We start from the raw sequence: 19,850 nt of genomic DNA, 5'->3' as shown, positions 1-19,850 counted from the left end.
CGCAGGGATATATAATTAATTTACACAGTGTATGACCAGTGGTCTCTGATAAACTGCAATATAACCTATTCGGTTTAATCGCTGTCGCTGAACACATTCAAAGAAAAAACTTTTATAATATCTTAGAGAAGGAACAACAACACCTTCATTAAACAGACTTTCCAGTTCCAGTATAGTAACCCATTTAGCATCAATTACCTCTTCTGGCTGAAGCACAGTGTCTTCAATTGAAAAATCATGAGTAAATAACCAGACATCACGGAAATTATGCATGCGCCTTTCACTTTTCATTAGTTCTCCATTGCAACTCGATAGGTCAATCCCGATTTCTTCTTTTACTTCCCTCAATGCAGCTTCCAGACTGTTTTCTCCCGCTAAAGCAGATCCACCAGGGCATTCCCACATGTTTGGATAAAGCTTCTCCGGATGCCTTTTGGCTAACAGTATTTCTTGTCTACTATTAATAATCCAAATTGAGACGACCAAATGATAATCTCCGTCAGGAATGGGGGTTCCCCGCTCGTGCATCCTTCCAGTTTTTATTCGGTTCTTATCGTATATATCCCAAAATTCCACTAGAACCCCTCCAGTCTTTCGTTATTTTTCTTGGCTTTCATACCAATTCAACGCCCGCTGTTCCAACTCCTTCACGAATGGCTTTTTTGCTTTGCTATAAAAAGCTGTGTCATCATATTTTTGAGCCAATTCTTCTTTCAAATATGTATAACGTTCAACTTCGTCGGGATGAGTTCTCAAATAATCCCGCAATATCAAGTGTCTTTGGATATGCGGGTTGCCCTGCTCATAAACATGAATGTGATGAGTTCTGTTTTCCCCGCCCTTACGAAATAACCGCCGACCTTCAATTCCCCATTCACCTGCAACGTCATATCCAAGTGAATGCATCCGGCCATTAAACGTATCGATTTTCTCAATGTCTTTCACGAAACACATCATATCAATGACAGGCTTTGCCTTTATGCCCGGAACAGAAGTACTTCCGAAATGTTCAAATTTGATGATTTCCTCCCCGAATACTCCTCTTAAAAATATAGCTTCATTATTGAACATTTGAACCCAATTTCCATCATACTCCGACAGCCTTACTTTCAAATAAGTTCCTCCTTGCCATTGAACATTAAATTCGCCCTATCAATTCATCCAATGGGATGGTTTTTGAATATGAGTCGGCAATGAAGTCTTTTCATCACCTTTCGCTGAGTTGAGTTGCATTTGAGTTAAAAACATACTTGTAGATAAATTTGCTCCTCTTACATCAGCGTCACGCAAATCAGTCCCAATAAAATCAACACCCCGTAAATCTGCATTTCTCAGATCAACAGCAATCAAATAGGCTCCCCTAAAATTTGTTGCCCTTAAATCTTTGCCATTTAACTTTTTGCCAATCCAGTCGGTTCTTTCTTGATTATAGTTCTTGGCATTTTTAGATGTAGGCAACGTTGCAATTAATATTTGTCGAATATACTCGCTTGTTTCTGTAAGCAATTTATTCAACTTAAATCTGTACATCACTAAATCAAGAGATAATAATTGATCAGCATCAAGCATTGTTAAGTTCTGCAATTCTATTAACTGGACACTCAATTGTTCTGACAAAACACGGGGTATGTCATACGACAAGGCTTCTGCCGTATACGCAATCATTTCATGTATTTGTTCCATGATCGGAAACACTCGGAACATTTTATCTGCTGTTTCGGGATTACGCCGCCAACTTTGACCTTTGAAAGTAACTTGGGAAACAAATTGCCCGGCACCTAAACAGTCAAACACTGTGCAGCCTTTAAAACCGCTTTCTCGTAAGTTACTATGAATTCGGCAACCATAATTGGATTGTAAATTAGCACAAGGGCTACCTGCAGGCTTATTAATCGAGAAATCGCTCGATGCAACAATCGTAAGCGCGGTGCAGCAAAGTCCAAAGCACTTCGTACAATCAGCCGTTAAACTTTTTCTAATCTCTTTGGCTGTTTCATTATTCATCATTATTTCCCCATTACATTTTCAGTTTTACGTTTCCTTTATATATCCGAAAAACGACAATTCGCCTTTTTCGTTCTCCCCAATACTATAAGGATGGATTTGATCAAAATATCTTCGAACAAATCTCCCCTCACCTACTGGGTAGATCTCAATATGGAGATTGCCGGAGAATCTCGTAAAGTATAATTTACCGTTCAGGAATTCTATTACAATTTTATCTTTCAAGTATGTTCCGCAATATTTTTGAAGCTGACTTTCATCAATTGGAAGCTCTTTATGTTTTGTCGGAGCAGCTACTTCAACCTGATGGAGAATATCTGAAATTCCATTGCCCAGTCTATACTGATTTATCGCCTCATTATTGGAAAGAATGACGATACAAATATCTTCCTCAAAAAAACTTTGCATATACGTACTGATTCCGAGGTGATCCCCTCCATGGGAATACTTGTCTGTACCATAAATATGATGATGCTCCAGTCCATAGCAGTAATTGCTTTGGTTCACGCTAAAAAACCTAGCATACACTTTCTCGGAAAGTAGTTTCTGGTCCCGCAAACAGGTATACCATTTGTACAAGTCCTCACAGTTTGTAATGATCGCACCTGCACCAATGCTAAATTTTTCATTAAAATACGGGCTTATGATAGTTGCATCAAAATCTTTTACGTAATTACATGATCTGTTATCAATCGGTTTACAACCATCATCAACATCGCTGTTCATCATATGTAAAGGTTGGAAAATATGGTTTCGTAGAAAATCATCATATGTTTCTCCTGAAACATTTTCAATGATCCACGCAAGCAAATTATAGTTGGCGTTATTATAATCAAATACAGTTCCCGGCGACTTTGTAGGTTTTTTATTAATATATAACTGGAAAAATTGGTTTCGTGAATAATTCATTCTGTTGTAACCAGCAAAAAAGTCATTTTCGAAGTTCGTGAAATTATGTAAACCGGAAGTATGTGATAATAAATGGTGGATAGTGATCGATTCGTCAATCTGCATATCCGAAGGGAGGTAGTAATTTGCAGGTTTATCGATATCCAGCATTTTCTTATCATGAAGAAGCATAATCGCAAAAGCAGTAAACTGTTTTGACATGGAAGCGATGGAAAAACGCGAGCTTATTTTATTCTTTATCCCGAACTCGATACTTGCATAGCCATATGCATTTTCAAAAAGCACTACCCCTTTGTTGACCACTTGAATAACTCCGTAAAAGTCCCATAACTTTAGATATTCGTGGATATATCCTTCTAGTTTTAATCTTAGAGCTTCCATCAGATCACACTCCAAACACAATTTGCAATCCCTTTAGAATTTATTGACAATGGTAAATTCTATATTAAACTAAAATGAAAGGGAGGTCTACATATGCCGACATTTACAATCCAACCATAAGATTAAACAATTTGGGAGGATACTATAAATTGAATCAGTTAACATTAAAAAAGAAATACGCAGAAAACAATGAATTACGTGAGCGACTTTATCCTTTGTTTGATAAGGTGTTTGGGATTAAAGTTGATACTTTCAAAGACTTTTATGCGAGGGGTTTTTGGGATCCTACTTATGTTCCTTTTACCTTTTTCAATGGGGAAATGGCTGTCTCAAATGTTTCCGTATTTGAGATGCCCTTGATGATTAACGGTGAAAAGATACAAGCAGCTGGAATCCAGTCTGTTATGACAGATCCTGACTATCGGGGTAAAGGACTGATGAAATCTTTAATGCATAGTGCATTGGAGTATATTGACACGCACTATGAATCTTCATTTCTAATGACTTCAAACCCAGAGCTGTATACGAAGTATGAATTTAATGTAATCAAGGAGCATTATTTTATAAAGAAATATCTCCATTCACCTAAAAAATGGAGAACAAGCTTAAAAAGACTAAATATTTTTGATCCAAATGATTTGCAAAAAATACAGTGGGCGTTTAAGAATAATTCACCTACAACATTACGATTTTATCCATTGGCCTACGCGCCATCTTTTTATTTGAATATGTACAATCCGACCTTGCTTGAAATGGTCTACTTCTCGTCTGACTTAAATGTCATCGTCATTTTCGAAGTAGATGAAGGGACCTTAAGACTGTACGACATCATTGGACCGGAATTACCGACACTTGAACAAATATTTTCTGTGATACCTTTTCCTTTTAATGAGGTAAATCTATACTTCTCTCCAGATTTATTTGACGATGAGTTTTCTACTGTTGAATATGAAGATGTTGTTTTTCTTATGGCGAGAGGTGACATTGATTTTGCAAGCCTTCAAATCAAGTTCCCAATTGTTGCTGAGTTTTAAACATAAATAGCCACTACAAAGGGCACGTTTTCATTTTCATTAGCGCGCCCTTTTTTCTTGCAAGTGTGGTACTTTTCCTTACAACCAGTTCAACAATAATTTCTTTTACTCCCAATTCAGTGGCGGTTTATTGAGCTGTGGAGTAAAGCCTAACTCCTTTGATGCGGCAAATATAAACTCTTTCCTGAAAAAGTAACTTCTGCTCAGTACAATTTTCCCGTTTTCAACCTCTTGATACTGAATATCATGAATGAGTAACCCATTTTTCGATTCCGCTAACACGACAATGACTGGCCTGCCCCAAAGAATATATTGCTCCACTTTGTGTCTCGGCAATCCAAATTGCATCGACCCATTTCTAATTTCATCCTTCGTTGTCTCCAGAAATCCAAGGGAAGCTTCATAATGCGGCTGGTCACTAAACAATTCAAGAAGCCCTTCCACATCGCCATGCGTTAATGCTTTCAAATAAGTCTGGATGACTTGATTTTCACTCTCAATAGGTTTTGTTTTCGACGTTAACCTCTCCGGCTTATCTTTCAACTTTTCCTTCATCCTTCTTGTTGTAGCATACACAGCACCAGGTGTTGTTTTCACTATACTTGCCACTTCGGCTGCGTTGAATTGGAAAATCTCCTTCAACAAAAAGACAGCAGTCTGCCTTGGCGTGAAAAGGTAAAATAGTTGTTCCAGTGCCTCTTCAAGATCAAGATTATCAGTAAAATCTGCCGTAGGTATGTCCTCTTCAGACAACGTTCCGATGATTCGCTTTTCTTTGCGATAATGGTCAATCCAAGTATTTGTCGCAATTCGATAAAGATATGATTTGAGGTTTGTAACATGCCAACGTTGATATAAGCTTCCCATCGTCTTTAACATCGTTTCCTGATATAGATCCTCACCATCCCAAGGAGATCCCGTTAAATAGCGACAATAGTTCCATAATCCTTCCCCCAAATCAGCAATGACAGTTTCGAATTCTTTCTGAAATTCCCGTGAAAGCTCAATGACCTGATTAATTTTCTGTTCATCCAAAGTATAGCCCCCTTTTATATCTTTCATATGTATAACGAATAAGTCTGGAAGAATTATACGGATTCACTGTAAAAATTCATATTGCTGAAGTTTGGCTGAACACTATGAACAAAATCAGTTGATCCAATGAAAGGGGCATTGTATATGGAAGGGCAATCCTGTCTTTACATCATCCTTAGCCGACAATTTAAGAACTTCTATTTCAATTCCCGACTCCTCTTTCGTTTCCCTTATCGCTGCATCTTTCAAAGACTCGCCTTCTTAACGATTCCACCTGGCATTTCCCAACCTCTCATAGTACATCTGTGACCGGCTACAAGAATATTCCGTTCATCATTTCCATACTGTGTTATATATCTAGAAGCGAATGATTTCGTTCAATCCTCATCCTATAATGGTTCATGATTCGAATCTGCTCTTCCGTTAACTTTTCTTTATTCCAGTACATATGCATCAAGCTGTATTCGAATACTTCCTTTAACTTTATAAACAAGGGTAGTTGTTCTAACATTTCAAGGGGAAGGCCATGTTCCTCCTGGTATCCTACAATGATTGCTTCTGTAATGTCGCGTCCGTATTCAACTATGTTGCCTCCTCCTACGAACGAATACTCAATAGCGCTGTATATCGGAACTGCCAAATCAAAAATGTAATAATTTTTCTCACAATCTTGAAAATCAACGATCGTCAACTTCGAATTACTATCAACCAATACGTTTTCCAACCATAAATCTCCGTGTAGCAATCCGTAATTCGAGCGGTTTTTCGGCAATCCCTTAACCGTCGATAAAACCTCTTCCGCAATTCCCCTAATGACACTTTCTTCTTTAGGGATATATTTGAGAAAAGCATATTCTTCATTCTCATGCCAATCGTTAATATAATTTATAGGATATATCTCTTCAAATTTACTCGAATAACGATGTAATCTACCGATTTGGCGGCCAACTTCTTTTAATACATCGGCGTTCCACTGCTCTCTTGGTAAATGGATACCTGGCGCTGCTTTGTATAGAACGGTCAACACTTCTTTGTTGCCAAGTGTTATTTTTTCCACTGCCTTCTCATCTCTAGAAAATATTGTTGGTGATACTCCCAGTCCTTCTTCATATAAGAAGTTTGTATAAGTAACTTCTTCAAGCTGTTCTTCATAGGTTTTATAGTTGGTGATCCTTGCGAAATAAGTATCATGTTTAGCAGTACAGCGGTACATTTCATTCGTTACTGCTTCAACTTTCCTAATGTCCACTGGATATAATTGGTTAAGTAACTTAAGTATTTTTTGGTCCATAGCTTTTCTCTCCCATATGAACTCTAACTATCATGAAGCTGAACAATTTACTCAATCGTGTCTAACAACTCAACATCTAATTTTTCGGTATCCTTCCAATCATAAAATTTTTCTATATGCCATTTATTTTTCAACCTTACATAGTTGTTTTCTTCAATCCACTTATGTAAGTCCTGGTATGAATCCATTATTTTGTAATTAGAACCTTGATGTCTATAAACAGCATATTTTTGAGGTGGAATAGTCAGAGTCACCATATCAGTGGGGATATCCTCGTATTTTTCCACTTCGACGCAAACCCAATATCCATCTTCGTCAGCAGTTCGAGTTTCCACAACAAATGCACCAAATTGTTCAATCGCATTAACAACGTGTTTAATTTCGCTTATACGCTTGCTTAACTTTAATGACGCTTTGGGTATTTCAGCTACATATTGGTCCCCAGAACACAAAACTCGAAAACCTACTAACCTTACTTCATCAAGCTCTTTAATAGTCTTATTTTGTATTGTCGTTCCTGACATTTTAATCCCCCCGTTATTCTCGAAAACACCCATTCATTCTTTTTTCTTTAACTGGCCAGCATTTGAACTCTCAGTAAAAACAGACATTTCCTTTTATTCTATACATACCAAACTATTTTTACAATAACTGAAAATAAAACTATATGCATTAGTAAAGAGGATATATGCTTTTCTGACATATATCCTCTTATTGTTTCGTCTATTTTATTTTGAAATTTCCACAGTGTAGTCAGCCAATAGTCTTGCGCCGTAGCCTGTTGCTGATTTTGTATAATAGCCTGAGGCACTTGACTTGCTCATCATCCCAGCCATGTCGACGTGAAGCCATTTGCTGTTTTCTGGCACGAAGCGGCGTAGGAACAAGCCTGCTGTAATGGAGCCGGCAAAATTCAGTGAGCTGATATTGTTCATATCTGCATAATCACTTGCCAATGACTTGTCGTACGCTTCAACCAATGGCATCGGCCATACGAAATCACCATTATGGTCGCCTACTTTTTTCATGACGAATGATAGTTCTTCATCGCCGAAGACACCGCCGATTTCTGAACCTAGTGCATTTACGATAGCGCCTGTAAGTGTTGCGATATCGACGATGTATTCCGCATTTAGCTCACCAGCACGGATAAGTGCGTCCGCCAAGATGAGACGTCCTTCTGCGTCTGTATTGCCCACTTGGACGGTTTTCCCGTTTTTATAACGGATCACTTCACCAGGGAATACGGAATGTGCATCCGGTGTGTTTTCAACCATCGGAATCAAAGCGACAACATTCACTTTCGCCTGTGAATCGACGAGCAGCTGCATTGCTCCTGCAACTGCCGCAGAACCACCCATGTCCATACGCATGCTGCTCAAATCTTTGCCGCTTTTCAGGCTGATTCCGCCTGTATCGAATGTAACGCCTTTTCCGACGAGCGCTACAAGCGGTTTGGACGCATCACCTTCATAACGGATCTCCACGAATGATGGCCTGTATTTACTGCCACGGTTAACTGCCAAAAGACCATTCATTTCCATCTCTTCAAGCTGCTCTTTGCCGTGTACAGTAATTTCGACGGCTTTCCCTTCGAACTTTTTCTTCAATACTTCCGGGTACGTTTCCGGGTTCAGGACGTCCGATAATTCATTCATCAAGTCACGAGAGAAAGCTGTTGCTGCTGCACGGATTTTACCCGATTGAACAGCTGCTTGCAAATTGCTTTCATCAACTCGCAATTCCGTATTGAATCGCTCCGCTTCTGATTTATAGGATAGGAATTGATAGGAACCGAGCTCCCATCCTTCCGCAAAGGCTGTGTACACTTCCTCGTTATCCAAGCTGACGAAAGCCTTCCCTAAGACGCCTTCCTGTACAGTCGCCTTGTCCACTTTTTGCGCTGCCAAATCACGCGCAATGTCCCCTGCCGTCGAACGGACCTTTTCCAAATTTGCCTTTTCAGCTTCTTTGATGACGATGTAATGCATGTCTTCGATCAAGACTGAGCAATGGCCAGCCTTCTGCTGTGCAACGAAATTTTTCCGCGCTTCATTTCCGCTAATCAATTCATCATTTGCAAAGATTATTTTCACTTCTGCCATTTCCGTTTCCCCCAATAGCTATTTATTTCGAGTACAGAAATAGTTTACCATATGTCAGCATTTTTTAAAGAATTATCTTTTATCGGCAATGACTAGGCAAAATGTCGCAAAAGGGCCTAGTAGCAATGATAATAAAAACCAATTCAGTCCGCTTCTATTTTTGCCCTGCGCGATTCCAGCGTTGATTAATGCTAGTGTTCCCCATCCTACAAAATAGCTTCCTTCCATACTATTTCCTCCTCACTTAGATGTCTGTCTTTCGAGCCTGTTCCTTGAGAAATCTAGCCGATTCCTGCAAATCGTTCGTGCAGAAAAGCGTCCTACTTGCGTCCATAACGACCCGATCTTCCGCATCAATATAATCCGTAAGCGGAATCGTATTAAAGAACTTTTTCCATTTATGCTGTTGCTCGAGCTGTTTGATTTCCTTTTCAATTTCCTCATGGATGATTTCATTTATCATGAAAATCGTTTTATTCATTTCCACTTCCGGAAAACGGTTTATAAGAATCTTCAATTGCTTTTCATCCCAACTGGCCTGTATCAATGAAGATGTGGACCCGACATTGTCAGCTGCATCCATCAATTCATCGGACCACGTTTCATACTGGTCATCGTTCAGTTCATTGACCGAGATGATGCCAACGTTGAAATAGCTTTTATCTGGTCCTTCTGCTTGCGACTTTTTTCTTCCGAACAAGACGAACACCTCCATACGCTATATACGTCCGAACGATGGAAAAGTTTCAGACATAATATTTTCTACAGTACCTTGCAATGAATAATACCATATGATATATTACTCTTAACACAGTAGTATTCTATGTGCAGTACTGAAAAAGGAGGGGTAGTTGGTGAATATTCAATTCAAAAAGGGCGTTTTAAATTTATGTGTCCTTGTTTTGTTGGATAAACAAGATCGCTACGGCTATGAACTGGTCCAGAAAATTTCCGACCAAATATCCATTTCTGAAGGATCCGTTTATCCGCTGTTGCGCCGATTGACGAAAGAAGGCTATTTCACGACCTATTTACAGGAATCAACCGAAGGGCCTCCTCGTAAATATTACAAATTGACGGATGCCGGGCGTGAGTATTTGCACGAGCAACTGGATGAATGGCGTAGTTTCACGGAAGGTGTAAATAAATTAATCGAGGAGGGCGTTCGCCATGACTGAAAATCAATTTATCAATGAACTTGAACACGCTTTGAAACGTTTGCCTGTAGATGAAAGAAACGATATTCTCCAAGACATCCGCGAATATTTCTCAGATGGCCGCGAAGATGGAAAAGCGGAAGAGGAAATTGCAGCTTCGCTTGGTTCGCCAGCAAAAATTGCGTCTGAGTTATTGGAAGCTTATCCATTCAAGGAAACTGCTGACATGAGTGTGAGTCCGATGAGTGAAGTAATCACGATCCAAGATGATAGTTTTACTAAAGTGGATATCGACGTACAGCACGGGGCTCTCACCGTCCTACCTTCCAATACTGCTGACACGAGAGTCGAATTGACGGGGTCAAGAGAAAAACTGGAGTTGACCGCAGAAGTTATCGGGGATACGCTCAGGGTCAAATTGAAAAACAAAGTGCATTGGCTATTCTTATTCAATTTCAATACGAAGGGTGTGGCATTGAACGTGTTCATTCCAAAGAAATTGTATCAATCCATTTCCATGAAATCAGATAATGGGCGGATCAACGCCGAAAAATTGATTGTGAAACAAATCGAATGCCGCACGGATAACGGACGGATCGAATTGGCTGAACTTGCGGCTACTACGCTTGAAACAGAGACAGATAACGGGCGGATTGAAATATCAAAAGTGCAAACAGATCGTCTGAAGGCAAAAACGGATAATGGCCGGGTGACGCTGAGACATGTCGAAGCAGATTCCATCTATGCTGAATCAGATAATGGACGCCTCGAGTTCGACCAAGTCGATGGAGAGTTGACAGCCATTACAGACAATGGCCGGATCGTACTCACCGGGGAACATTTGGATCGAAATATCGATTTCCAAACGGATAACGGAAGCATTGAAATCACGACAACACATAAAGCGACCAATGCAACCATCCTTGCAAAAACCGGACATGGACGAATTGACATTTACGGTGATCGCAATACCCGCAGCCGCTTTGGCGCGGAATTGCATCAAATCCGGTTGAAATCGGATAACGGAAGAATAACGGTGAGATGATTCATAAGTCCCTTTTTGGTGATAAATGAACGGATTCAATCGATAACTCCAGCTATTCGATAGATAACTCTCATATTCAATAGATATCGATATAAATTCAATCGATATCTGATATCTGCTAAAAGACACAAAAAGAGGGCGTTTCTCCGCCCTCTTTAACTATTTATGGAGTTAATGACGTTATCGCCATTTGCATACTTATAGTTCGTTTCACCGACACGTTTTTTGATTTCATCCTCGCTCAATGGAGGTGGAAGTTGATCGGCTGGTATGATTGCTTCCTCTTCATATACTTGATTCCTATCAACAGCCGCATTCCGCGCGTTTATCGCTCGGCCGTATCGTTCAGACTCCTCGATTGTCATCTTTCCTTCTTCTTCCTTTTTCATGCCTACCCCGCTCCTTTATCCACATTTACACTCACATACCCTTTTTGAATGAAAACAAAACGAATGAATATGATATAGTGAGGCATCGATTCATGTATAGTATGATGATAGAAAATCGCTTTCATACTCCAATTGAAAAGAGGTCAAGACAATCATGATGATTTTTGTGGATGCAGATGGCTGTCCAGTCGTCAATGAAACGATTTCCATCGCAAAGCAATTCAATCTGCCCTGCACGCTCATTTGCGATACAGCCCATGAAATGCATCGTGAAGGGGCGGAGACGATCATCGTTTCCAAAGGTGCTGATGCTGTCGATTTCGTTCTTGTCAATAAAGTTCAAAAAGGGGATATCGTCGTAACGCAGGATTATGGACTAGCCGCCATGGTCCTGGCGAAGCAAGGACATCCGATTGATCAGAACGGCAGACTGTACACAAATGAAAATATTGATCAGCTTTTATTCGCAAGACATGCCGCACAGAAAATCAGAATGGCGGGCGGGCGTCTTCGCGGTCCTAAAAAACGCTCGAAAGAAAGCAATGAAAAGTTTAAAGAGAAGTTCCGTCATTTATGCAAACTACTACTTTCTCCAACCGATTGAAGCCCGCTCTTTTGCCGGGCTTTCATATTCGATTCCTACTCTTCATAAACTACTATAATTCCACCTGCCATTTTTCATCCAAAGACAATTCAACGATGTTTAGGAACTGTTTGCAAAGGTAACAGAATGATAAACTAATCGGAGGTCTATCTATGCCAAAAATCCTTTCCGTTAGCACCGTCCTGCCGCCCTATGAGGTGAAGCAAGCGGAAGCAGTTGAATTGACCCGCTCGCTTTTCAGCCGTAAGTTCAAAGATATCGAACGGCTTTTGAAAGTCTTTCAAAACGGCGATATTGAAAAGCGGGATGTTTGCATGCCACTCGAGTGGTATGGCCAACCGCATGATTTTGAAGAGCGGAATGACTTATACATTCGGCATGCCATCGATTTTGGCGTGCAAGCTGTACAAGCATGCTTGCAGCAATCCAGCACGTTGACCGACGCAGTCGATCCTTCTGAGATCGACGCCATTTTCTTCATCTCAAGCTCTGGCATTGCTACGCCAAGCATAGAAGCCCGCATCATGAATAGGCTTCCTTTCCGCGATGATGTGAAGCGGATTCCGATATGGGGATTAGGCTGCGCTGGCGGGGCGGCGGGAGTGAGCCGCGCATTCGAATATTGCAAAGCCTTCCCAAAAGCTAATGTGTTAGTGCTATCCATCGAGCTTTGCAGTTTGACATTCCAAAAGGATGATTACTCGAAAAGCAATCTCGTTGGAGTGTCCTTGTTCTCCGATGGTGTCGCTTGCGCGCTCATTGCAGGTGACCAATCTGAAATTACAACGAACACCACTGTCCCATCCATCATCGGCACGACGTCAAAATGGATGCCCGACTCCGAGGATGTCATGGGGTGGAATATTAAAAACAACGGGCTACATGTCATCTTTTCGAAAAGCATCCCATCGATTATTACCAATTGGCTTGGTCCGTTCGTGCATGAATTCCTCGATTCCTATAATCTGAGCAAAGACGATATCACCCATTTTGTTGCCCATCCTGGCGGTAAAAAAGTATTGACGGCGTATGAGGATTCACTAGGTTTCGACAGTTCGAAAACCGATATTTCGAGAGATGTGCTGCGGAATCACGGCAATATGTCCTCCCCGACTGTGTTATATGTTCTCAAGCAATTCATGGAGATGGAACTATCCACTGGCGATTACGGATTGATGGCTGCGCTTGGGCCAGGATTTTGCGGTGAATTGCTATTGCTGAAATGGGATTGAGGTGTCAGAAATGATCATCGGCATTGTCCTTTCCATCGTCGTATTACAGCGGATCATCGAATTAATGATCGCAAAGCGAAACGAAAAATGGATGAAAAGCCAAGGTGCTTTTGAAGCAGGCGCATCCCATTATCCATATATGGTTGCCATGCATGTGTTCTTTTTCATTGCGCTCATTACGGAAATTTTATTTTTTCATCGAACGCTTTCCTCCATATGGCCGATCTGGTTAGGGATCTTTTTGGCTGCACAAATTTTGCGGATTTGGTGTCTAGCTTCCTTAGGAAAGTTTTGGAACACGAAAATTATTGTCCTTCCAAATGCACAAGTCGTCCGAAAAGGTCCATACAAATGGCTTCGTCACCCGAATTATATTATTGTCGCAACAGAGCTGCTCGTACTCCCGTTATTATTCAATGCTATTTTCACCGCATTCCTCTTTTCAGTCCTCAATATTTGGATGATGACTGTTCGGATTCCGGCAGAGGAACAAGCACTTCGGAATGCTACGAATTACACCGAAGAATTTCAGTTGAATAAATGACAAAACACCGAGGAGACCGGTCCTCGGTGTTTCTCTTTCTCAAGTCGTGCGTGTCAACGTCTTGCCCACATATCCGAACAGAATCGTCAAAATAGGAGATAACAGGCAAAAGAATGCGAACGGCAAATAGTCGATCGTCGAAACGCCCAATACGTTCGTAATGAAAATGCCGCATACACTCCACGGAATGAGCGGATTTACAACGGTTCCTGCATCTTCCATGACACGGCTCAGGTTTTTATTCGCCAGGCCAACTTTCTCGTATTGTGTTTGGAACGCTTGCCCTGTCAATAAAATCGATAAATATTGTTCACCGATCAAAACGTTTATGCCAATCGCTGTCATTGCTGAAGCCATAATGACCGACGATACTTTCTTCAAAAGCATTTCAATCTGCGCCAGCAAACTTTGGACAATTCCTAAGGTAAACAGCAATCCACCCATGCTGAGCGCCAATAGCACTAAAGCGACTGTGAACATCATACTTTCCATACCGCCACGCGTCAGCAAAGCATCAATGTCCTCTACACCAGTCGTGGAGACATACCCGCTAAACAAAACCCCTAACACTTTCGAAAATCCAATGCTTTGATGGAGAAATGAAAGGAGAACCGCCACTGCTGAGCTGATTGCCAATGTAAGAAGAGCGGGCACCTTTGCAATCGTCAAGACAAATAGGGCGACCAGTGGAATGACCGTATACCAATGGATCATTCCCGTATCCAGCAACGTTTCTTGAAACAGTGCAATCTTATCGAACTTCCCGATTGTCACATCCGGCGATAATGCGCCAAACAAAACAAATGACAAGACGAATGCAGGAATCGTAGTCCACCCCATATTGCGGATATGCTCGAACAGATCGACCCCCACGATTGAGGATGCAAGATTCGTCGTATCCGACAACGGCGACATTTTATCGCCAAAAAATGCACCCGAAACGATAGCACCCGCTGCAATCGGAAGGGATAGCTCAAGCACACTGGCCATGCCAATGAACGCCACACCTACGGTCGCCACAGTTGTGAGGGAGCTTCCGATCGAGACACCAACGATAGCCGTTACGGCGAAGACAATCGCAAAAAAGAAAGTCGGAGTAATCAAATGAAAGCCTGCGTAAATTAATGAAGGAATTGTCCCACTCATCATCCAGCTGCTAATGAGAATGCCGATAAAGAAGAAGAGGAAGACTGCCGCCATACCCGCGCCCGCCCCTTCGACCAATCCCTTTTCGAGTTTTTTGAAAGGGATCCTTTTCAGAAGGCCGTACCCGATCAACAAAAGAATTGAAAACAGGATCGGTAAATGAGGGACCGCCTCGAATTTTATTATACTGACACTAATCATCGCCACGATACCGAAGACAAGCAGAACTGACTCCCAAAACGCTGGCGAATGAATCGCTTTTATTTGAAACATAAAGAACTCCTCCTACTATTTATCATAAACACAAAAAACCCCTTCTATCCCTTGGATAAGGGACGAAGGAGCTCTCCGCGATACCACCCTGATTGACGACAGGAAAACCCGTCGTCCACTTCATTTCAACCGGAGAAAAACGTCGGTGTACTTCATGCCTGTTGCTGCCTGAATTTGCATTGTCCATTCAGTCTCTTTTTGCTGCCCACAACAGGATTACTAAGTCGACTCTCCGTTACGTATTTTGTTAGTAATGTTTAATGATTATGTTAGTATATTACCAGCCTATCAGAATAAGTCAACAGTCTTTCCGCCGATTTTAAACAGCAAATCAAAAAACTGCCATACCTGTTCGCTTACACAGGTATGACAGATTGATAATTTATTCTTCCCAACCATATACTTTTCGGTTCCAATGACGATGTGCTGCAACAGCATTCACAAAGCGATCTGCAATTGCGCCGTTCTCATCGCCCGTAATGATGCCTGGCCCTATTTCCGCATTAGACGCCTCGAAAAATTCTTTTCCTGTGGAGGCGATGCCGATCGTCTTGTAATGCTTAAAAGCTTCATTGATAAAATCGGCTATATCCATCGTGAACTTCTTCTTATTGTCTGCTTCTCCACCAACTACATAAAGCGCGTCGTATAACGTCGGGTGGACAGTCAAAAAGGTTTCATCGATTTCAACCGCCAAATCATTTTCACCGTACCGGACACCAAATTTTTCTCCGACGAGGTCGACAATCATTCCCGCATTCAAACATGAAGAGACAAACGATTCCACCTCTTCCCCATCAAATCCGCTTCCGATCAGGATTGCCACTCTGCGGGTGTCCGGAAGCTGGGCAGTCGTCAGTTGACTCAAGGCAGGGGATGATTCCGTGACTGGTGATTCACTGGCTTCCGTTGGAAATTCAACTCCGACAGCTTCAGCAACCGCTGTTGCCAGCCCGACATCCACATTGGCAAACATATCTACGACTTGCTGTCTGACACTTATGCTTTTCACCTTGCCGACTTCAAAACTGAAGGCATCGACAATATGCTTCTTCTCAGTTATCGACATACTGTTCCAGAAAAGTTTCGCCTGTGAAAAATGGTCCGCGAATGATTCGCTGCGTGCCTGTATCTTTCGCCCTTCAACTTTTTCTTGATAGTGGGCATAGCCGCCTTCCACATCTGATGAAACTGAAGGTGTATTGTCCGCTAACGAATTTTTATGGTAGCTCACTTGTCCGACATTGATCGTCTGCCTGCCGTATCCGTCCCGTTGGTTATTGTGGAATGGACATACAGGACGATTGATCGGGAGTTCGTGGAAATTCGGCCCGCCCAATCTGATCAGCTGTGTATCCGTATACGAAAACAATCGTCCTTGCAATAAAGGATCGTTCGTGAAATCGATGCCCGGTACGACATTGCCCGGATGGAATGCGACTTGCTCGGTTTCCGCAAATACATTGTCCACATTCCTGTTCAACGTCATCTTACCAATGAGTTTAACAGGCACTTGCTCTTCCGGCCATATCTTCGTCGGATCTAAAATATCAAAGTCGAACATGAACTCGTCTTTCTCTTCAATCATCTGAACACCTAATTCAAATTCGACAAAATCCCCGTTTTCGATCGCTTCGTATAAGTCCCTCCGATGGAAATCGGGATCTTTACCGTTAATCTTCTGGGCTTCATCCCAAACTAATGAGTGCACCCCAAGTTTCGGTTTCCAATGGAATTTCACAAAGTGTGCAATTCCCTCTTCATTGATGAAACGGAACGTATGCACGCCAAAGCCTTCCATCATCCGGAAGCTTCGCGGAATCGTTCGGTCGGACATATGCCACATGATCATATGTGCGGATTCCTGATTGTTTGCAACGAAATCCCAAAATGTATCGTGCGCAGAAGCGGCTTGCGGCATTTCATTATGCGGCTCAGGTTTGACAGCATGAATAAGATCCGGAAATTTGATGGCATCCTGGATGAAGAACACAGGGATGTTATTCCCGACAAGGTCGTAGTTCCCTTCTTCCGTATAAAACTTCACGGCAAAACCACGAACGTCCCGCACCGTTTCCCCAGATCCGCGACTTCCTGCCACTGTAGAAAACCGTGTGAAAACTGGGGTCTTCGATCCTGCTTCCTGTAAGAAAGCCGCCTTCGTATACTTTTTCATCGACTCATACAATTCGAATTCCCCATGTGCCGCGTATCCTCTTGCATGAACGACTCGCTCGGGAATCCGCTCATGGTCAAAATGAGTCATCTTCTCACGGAAATGGAAGTCTTCCATTAGGGTCGGTCCCCGATATCCGGCTTTTAATGAATGTTCATCCTCCGAAACTTTCAGTCCTTGATTCGTCGTCAATTTCTTTCCTTTGTCGAGTGTGCGATAATGTTCCAATTGTTCATGTTTGCTGTTCGCATCTACGGAATGGTTTTTATCCATTTCATTTCCTCCATTCGGTTTCAGTAGTCTCCTACTCTATTCCCGCCAAGAGATTCCCCAAACAAACAGCAAATTAGCATAATTGACCGATAACATAACCCGCGAAAGCCAAAATGACTCCTAAAACGAAAGTCAATAGGCTATATAGCAACGATTCCTTTCTCCTGCCACTTCCCCATAACTGAAGCAACTCTTTCATCAACGTCGAAAATGTCGTAAGCGAACCTAATATGCCGGACACAAGAAAGACCGTCCATAGCGTTGGCAAATCCAGTCCAATTAGGAAACCAATGAGCAAAGCCCCTGTCAAATTGGCGGTCATTGTCCCGAGTGGCACGCCTTCCTCTTTATTCATCCGTGCGGAGATGAAAAAACGGACAATTGCCCCGATGAAGCCCCCTAATCCGATGACAACCACTTCCGCTACTGTCATGCCTTCACCATCCTATGGCCAATTTGATAGCCGAATCGGCCGATCACCAGACCTCCAGTGATGCTAATTGCAAAGTAAAGGATAGCGAGCATTATTTGCCCGTTTTGAAATAGATTCACCGTCTCTATGCTGAACGCGGAAAACGTTGTAAAAGAGCCTAAAAATCCTGTTGTGACTGCAGTTTGAAGCTGTTTATCAGCTATAAGCCGTTGAATGACGCCTGCACTGAGAAGGCAGAGAAAAAATGTTCCGGCTAAATTCGCAGTCAATGTCCCAAACGGAAACCCAGACGTCCCTTCAAACAGCCTTCCGATTCCTACACGGCAAATGGCACCAAGCGCCCCAGCGATCCCGACAAAGATGGCTTGCTTCATAACTCCACCTTTTTCAACAGACGACGTGAAAGAATCGTTTCGAGTGATAGCCGCTTTTCGGTCTCGCCGAATTGGATCCGAATTTCTTCATCACTGATACCGTTGATGATGCCCTTGCCAAATACCCGGTGCAGGATGTGCATCCCGATGGATAATGCATGTCTATCACTAATGCCATCCGGATCCGGCAACGTCGACAAGTCCGCTTTCTTTACTTTCTCTGTTTTCCGTGCTTCTGGCTTCATCAATATCCCCCGCACTTCATTCAAGAATCTTGAATCTTCTTTGGACTTCCCATTCGCTTCCCGATACGAAAGCAATTCCAACCGTTCTTTTGCCCTTGTCATTCCGACGTAGAACAAACGTCTTGCTTCCTCGAGCAACATCGGGTCAGTTTCGTCCTCTTCGGAAGGGATGATTCCTTTTACTAAATCAATCATGAACACACGCCTGAATTCCAACCCTTTGGCACTATGGAAAGTTGATAATGTCAATGCATTTGCAGGGGGATTGATTTTCGCCTGCTGCACCGCCTGCTCCAATTCCTTTAAACGATTCGCGAAATCGACCATCGTCCGCACCTGTGAAGCGATTCCTTCAAGCGTATCGAGGATACCGAGAAGGTGGTCGATCCGATAGCCGAATTTTGCAGCCCGGCTTTTCAATGCTTCCTCATATTCCAGCTCATAGCGGATCATCCGAATGATTTGAGCTGGCCGCATATCGGGTATTTTGTTATAGATTTCAATGCAATTGTCCAGCTTTTCAATTTGACTGCCTTTCAATTGCACGGTTCGAACGAATGCCTCAAAAACATTTCCAGAAGTCGTTTTATTCATGAACTGGGAGAGCATATCCCTAGAGATGAATAAATTCATTTTCATAATAATTTTCGCTAAGATGTCTTTCCGTTCCACATTGAAGCTTAGCCGCATGAAATTCAAAATATCTTCAACGACCCAATGAGAAAAGAATTTATCATCCGCGTCTTTCATATAGAAAGGGATTCCCCTTCGATGGAGTTCGTTGACATATATCGTGGACGAAGCGTTATTTCTGAATAAAACGGCGACTTCATCCAAGTTTTGCTCATCCAACAATTCGTAAGTGACATATTCCAATAATCGTTTCGGATCTTCGAATTGCTTCATAATAATCGGACCGGTTTTCTCGTTGTCGGTCCGCATTTCTTTGCTATATCTTTCCTTATTACGTGTAATGAATTTGGCTGCAGTTTCGACAATCTCTTTGGAAGAACGGTAATTCTGTTCCATCCTGAGCAATTTCGCGTCCGGATAAACATGTTTGAAGTTCAACAAATAAGCGGGATCCGCACCGCGCCATGTATAGATTGATTGATCGTCATCCGCCACGACACACAGATTGCCGTGATGCGCTACGAGATGCTCGACAATGCGGTGTTGAACAAGCGATGTATCCTGGCT

Annotated in this window: 22 protein-coding genes and 1 pseudogene; 6 read left to right on the top strand and 17 right to left on the bottom strand. The window is 42.1% G+C overall.

Translation table 11 applies throughout. The features are described 5' to 3' along the window. Positions 1 to 15 precede the first annotated feature (15 nt). The 4 genes from AWV70_RS18845 to AWV70_RS18830 are packed head-to-tail and all read right to left on the bottom strand — an operon-like array spanning position 16 to position 3,294. The gene (locus AWV70_RS18845; protein ID WP_082713710.1) at positions 16 to 576 is read right to left on the bottom strand and encodes an NUDIX hydrolase; all 561 of its coding nucleotides are present in this window, start codon (positions 574 to 576) and stop codon (positions 16 to 18) included. A 21-nt stretch (positions 577 to 597) separates the two neighbouring features. After that, on the bottom strand, positions 598 to 1,113 hold the full coding sequence (locus AWV70_RS18840) for a GrpB family protein (protein WP_060210078.1): 516 nt from the start codon (positions 1,111 to 1,113) through the stop codon (positions 598 to 600). Between the two features lie 39 nt (positions 1,114 to 1,152). After that, positions 1,153 to 2,004 carry a pentapeptide repeat-containing protein gene (locus AWV70_RS18835; RefSeq protein WP_060210077.1) on the bottom strand — a complete coding sequence of 284 codons (852 nt, stop codon included), beginning with the start codon at positions 2,002 to 2,004 and terminating at the stop codon, positions 1,153 to 1,155. 27 nt (positions 2,005 to 2,031) lie between these two features. Continuing rightward, positions 2,032 to 3,294, bottom strand: a complete 1,263-nt coding sequence (locus AWV70_RS18830) for a serine hydrolase domain-containing protein (RefSeq protein ID WP_060210076.1) — start codon at positions 3,292 to 3,294, stop codon at positions 2,032 to 2,034. Positions 3,295 to 3,443: 149 nt separating this feature from the next. Between AWV70_RS18830 and AWV70_RS18825 the strand changes: the two genes are divergently transcribed. After that, positions 3,444 to 4,328 carry a GNAT family N-acetyltransferase gene (locus AWV70_RS18825; protein ID WP_060210075.1) on the top strand — a complete coding sequence of 295 codons (885 nt, stop codon included), beginning with the start codon at positions 3,444 to 3,446 and terminating at the stop codon, positions 4,326 to 4,328. Positions 4,329 to 4,433: 105 nt separating this feature from the next. On the opposite strand, the gene AWV70_RS18820 is transcribed toward AWV70_RS18825, so the two are convergent. From AWV70_RS18820 to AWV70_RS18800, 7 genes and pseudogenes are all read right to left on the bottom strand, one after another. Next, complete coding sequence (locus AWV70_RS18820; RefSeq protein ID WP_235588756.1) at positions 4,434 to 5,363, bottom strand: RNA polymerase sigma factor; 930 nt, start codon at positions 5,361 to 5,363, stop codon at positions 4,434 to 4,436. A 186-nt stretch (positions 5,364 to 5,549) separates the two neighbouring features. Beyond that, a pseudogene (locus tag AWV70_RS25545) lies at positions 5,550 to 5,656 on the bottom strand (NUDIX hydrolase); the annotation flags it as partial. Between the two features lie 56 nt (positions 5,657 to 5,712). Beyond that, a complete protein-coding gene (locus AWV70_RS18815) occupies positions 5,713 to 6,654 on the bottom strand; it encodes a phosphotransferase enzyme family protein (protein ID WP_060210073.1) in 942 nt (313 codons plus the stop codon). Between the two features lie 47 nt (positions 6,655 to 6,701). Then, positions 6,702 to 7,178: a GyrI-like domain-containing protein gene (locus AWV70_RS18810; protein ID WP_060210072.1), complete on the bottom strand. Its 477-nt coding sequence runs from the start codon at positions 7,176 to 7,178 to the stop codon at positions 6,702 to 6,704. 204 nt (positions 7,179 to 7,382) lie between these two features. After that, positions 7,383 to 8,759, bottom strand: a complete 1,377-nt coding sequence (locus AWV70_RS18805; protein ID WP_060210071.1) for a leucyl aminopeptidase family protein — start codon at positions 8,757 to 8,759, stop codon at positions 7,383 to 7,385. Between the two features lie 72 nt (positions 8,760 to 8,831). Then, the gene (locus AWV70_RS24210; protein WP_201024404.1) at positions 8,832 to 8,987 is read right to left on the bottom strand and encodes a hypothetical protein; all 156 of its coding nucleotides are present in this window, start codon (positions 8,985 to 8,987) and stop codon (positions 8,832 to 8,834) included. Positions 8,988 to 9,003: 16 nt separating this feature from the next. After that, entirely contained in the window at positions 9,004 to 9,459 is a 456-nt protein-coding gene (locus tag AWV70_RS18800) for a hypothetical protein (RefSeq protein WP_060210070.1), read from the bottom strand. 154 nt (positions 9,460 to 9,613) lie between these two features. On the opposite strand from AWV70_RS18800, the gene AWV70_RS18795 reads away from it, so the two are divergent. Beyond that, positions 9,614 to 9,937, top strand: coding sequence for a PadR family transcriptional regulator (locus AWV70_RS18795; RefSeq protein WP_060210069.1), 324 nt, complete (start codon positions 9,614 to 9,616; stop codon positions 9,935 to 9,937). Further along, positions 9,930 to 10,961 carry a DUF4097 family beta strand repeat-containing protein gene (locus AWV70_RS18790; RefSeq protein WP_060210068.1) on the top strand — a complete coding sequence of 344 codons (1,032 nt, stop codon included), beginning with the start codon at positions 9,930 to 9,932 and terminating at the stop codon, positions 10,959 to 10,961. The genes AWV70_RS18795 and AWV70_RS18790 overlap by 8 nt, the downstream gene beginning before the upstream one ends. Before the next feature lie 155 nt (positions 10,962 to 11,116). On the opposite strand, the gene AWV70_RS18785 is transcribed toward AWV70_RS18790, so the two are convergent. Then, on the bottom strand, positions 11,117 to 11,350 hold the full coding sequence (locus AWV70_RS18785; RefSeq protein WP_060210067.1) for a hypothetical protein: 234 nt from the start codon (positions 11,348 to 11,350) through the stop codon (positions 11,117 to 11,119). A 154-nt stretch (positions 11,351 to 11,504) separates the two neighbouring features. Between AWV70_RS18785 and AWV70_RS18780 the strand changes: the two genes are divergently transcribed. From AWV70_RS18780 to AWV70_RS18770, 3 genes are all read left to right on the top strand, one after another. Continuing rightward, on the top strand, positions 11,505 to 11,954 hold the full coding sequence (locus AWV70_RS18780; RefSeq protein ID WP_060210066.1) for a YaiI/YqxD family protein: 450 nt from the start codon (positions 11,505 to 11,507) through the stop codon (positions 11,952 to 11,954). A 152-nt stretch (positions 11,955 to 12,106) separates the two neighbouring features. Beyond that, a complete protein-coding gene (locus AWV70_RS18775; RefSeq protein ID WP_060210065.1) occupies positions 12,107 to 13,186 on the top strand; it encodes a type III polyketide synthase in 1,080 nt (359 codons plus the stop codon). A gap of 10 nt (positions 13,187 to 13,196) precedes the next feature. Beyond that, a complete protein-coding gene (locus AWV70_RS18770) occupies positions 13,197 to 13,730 on the top strand; it encodes an isoprenylcysteine carboxyl methyltransferase family protein (protein ID WP_060210064.1) in 534 nt (177 codons plus the stop codon). A gap of 39 nt (positions 13,731 to 13,769) precedes the next feature. Here the strand turns inward: AWV70_RS18770 and nhaC are convergent, their stop codons facing one another. From nhaC to AWV70_RS18745, 5 genes are all read right to left on the bottom strand, one after another. Then, positions 13,770 to 15,149, bottom strand: coding sequence for a Na+/H+ antiporter NhaC (gene nhaC / locus AWV70_RS18765; protein ID WP_060210063.1), 1,380 nt, complete (start codon positions 15,147 to 15,149; stop codon positions 13,770 to 13,772). A gap of 382 nt (positions 15,150 to 15,531) precedes the next feature. Beyond that, positions 15,532 to 17,598, bottom strand: a complete 2,067-nt coding sequence (locus AWV70_RS18760) for a catalase (protein ID WP_060210062.1) — start codon at positions 17,596 to 17,598, stop codon at positions 15,532 to 15,534. A 73-nt stretch (positions 17,599 to 17,671) separates the two neighbouring features. Beyond that, positions 17,672 to 18,031 carry a fluoride efflux transporter CrcB gene (gene crcB / locus AWV70_RS18755; RefSeq protein ID WP_060210061.1) on the bottom strand — a complete coding sequence of 120 codons (360 nt, stop codon included), beginning with the start codon at positions 18,029 to 18,031 and terminating at the stop codon, positions 17,672 to 17,674. Next, positions 18,028 to 18,405, bottom strand: a complete 378-nt coding sequence (locus tag AWV70_RS18750; protein WP_060210060.1) for a fluoride efflux transporter FluC — start codon at positions 18,403 to 18,405, stop codon at positions 18,028 to 18,030. The genes crcB and AWV70_RS18750 overlap by 4 nt, the downstream gene beginning before the upstream one ends. Beyond that, positions 18,402 to 19,850: ATP-dependent helicase (locus AWV70_RS18745; RefSeq protein WP_060210059.1), on the bottom strand; the 1,449-nt coding region annotated here is incomplete at its 5' end. The genes AWV70_RS18745 and AWV70_RS18750, both read right to left, overlap by 4 nt.

The sequence above is a fragment of the Sporosarcina koreensis genome (genome assembly GCF_001531445.1).
Taxonomy (GTDB): Bacteria; Bacillota; Bacilli; order Bacillales_A; family Planococcaceae; genus Sporosarcina; species Sporosarcina koreensis_C.
This window is presented reverse-complemented; position numbering and strand designations above follow the sequence as displayed.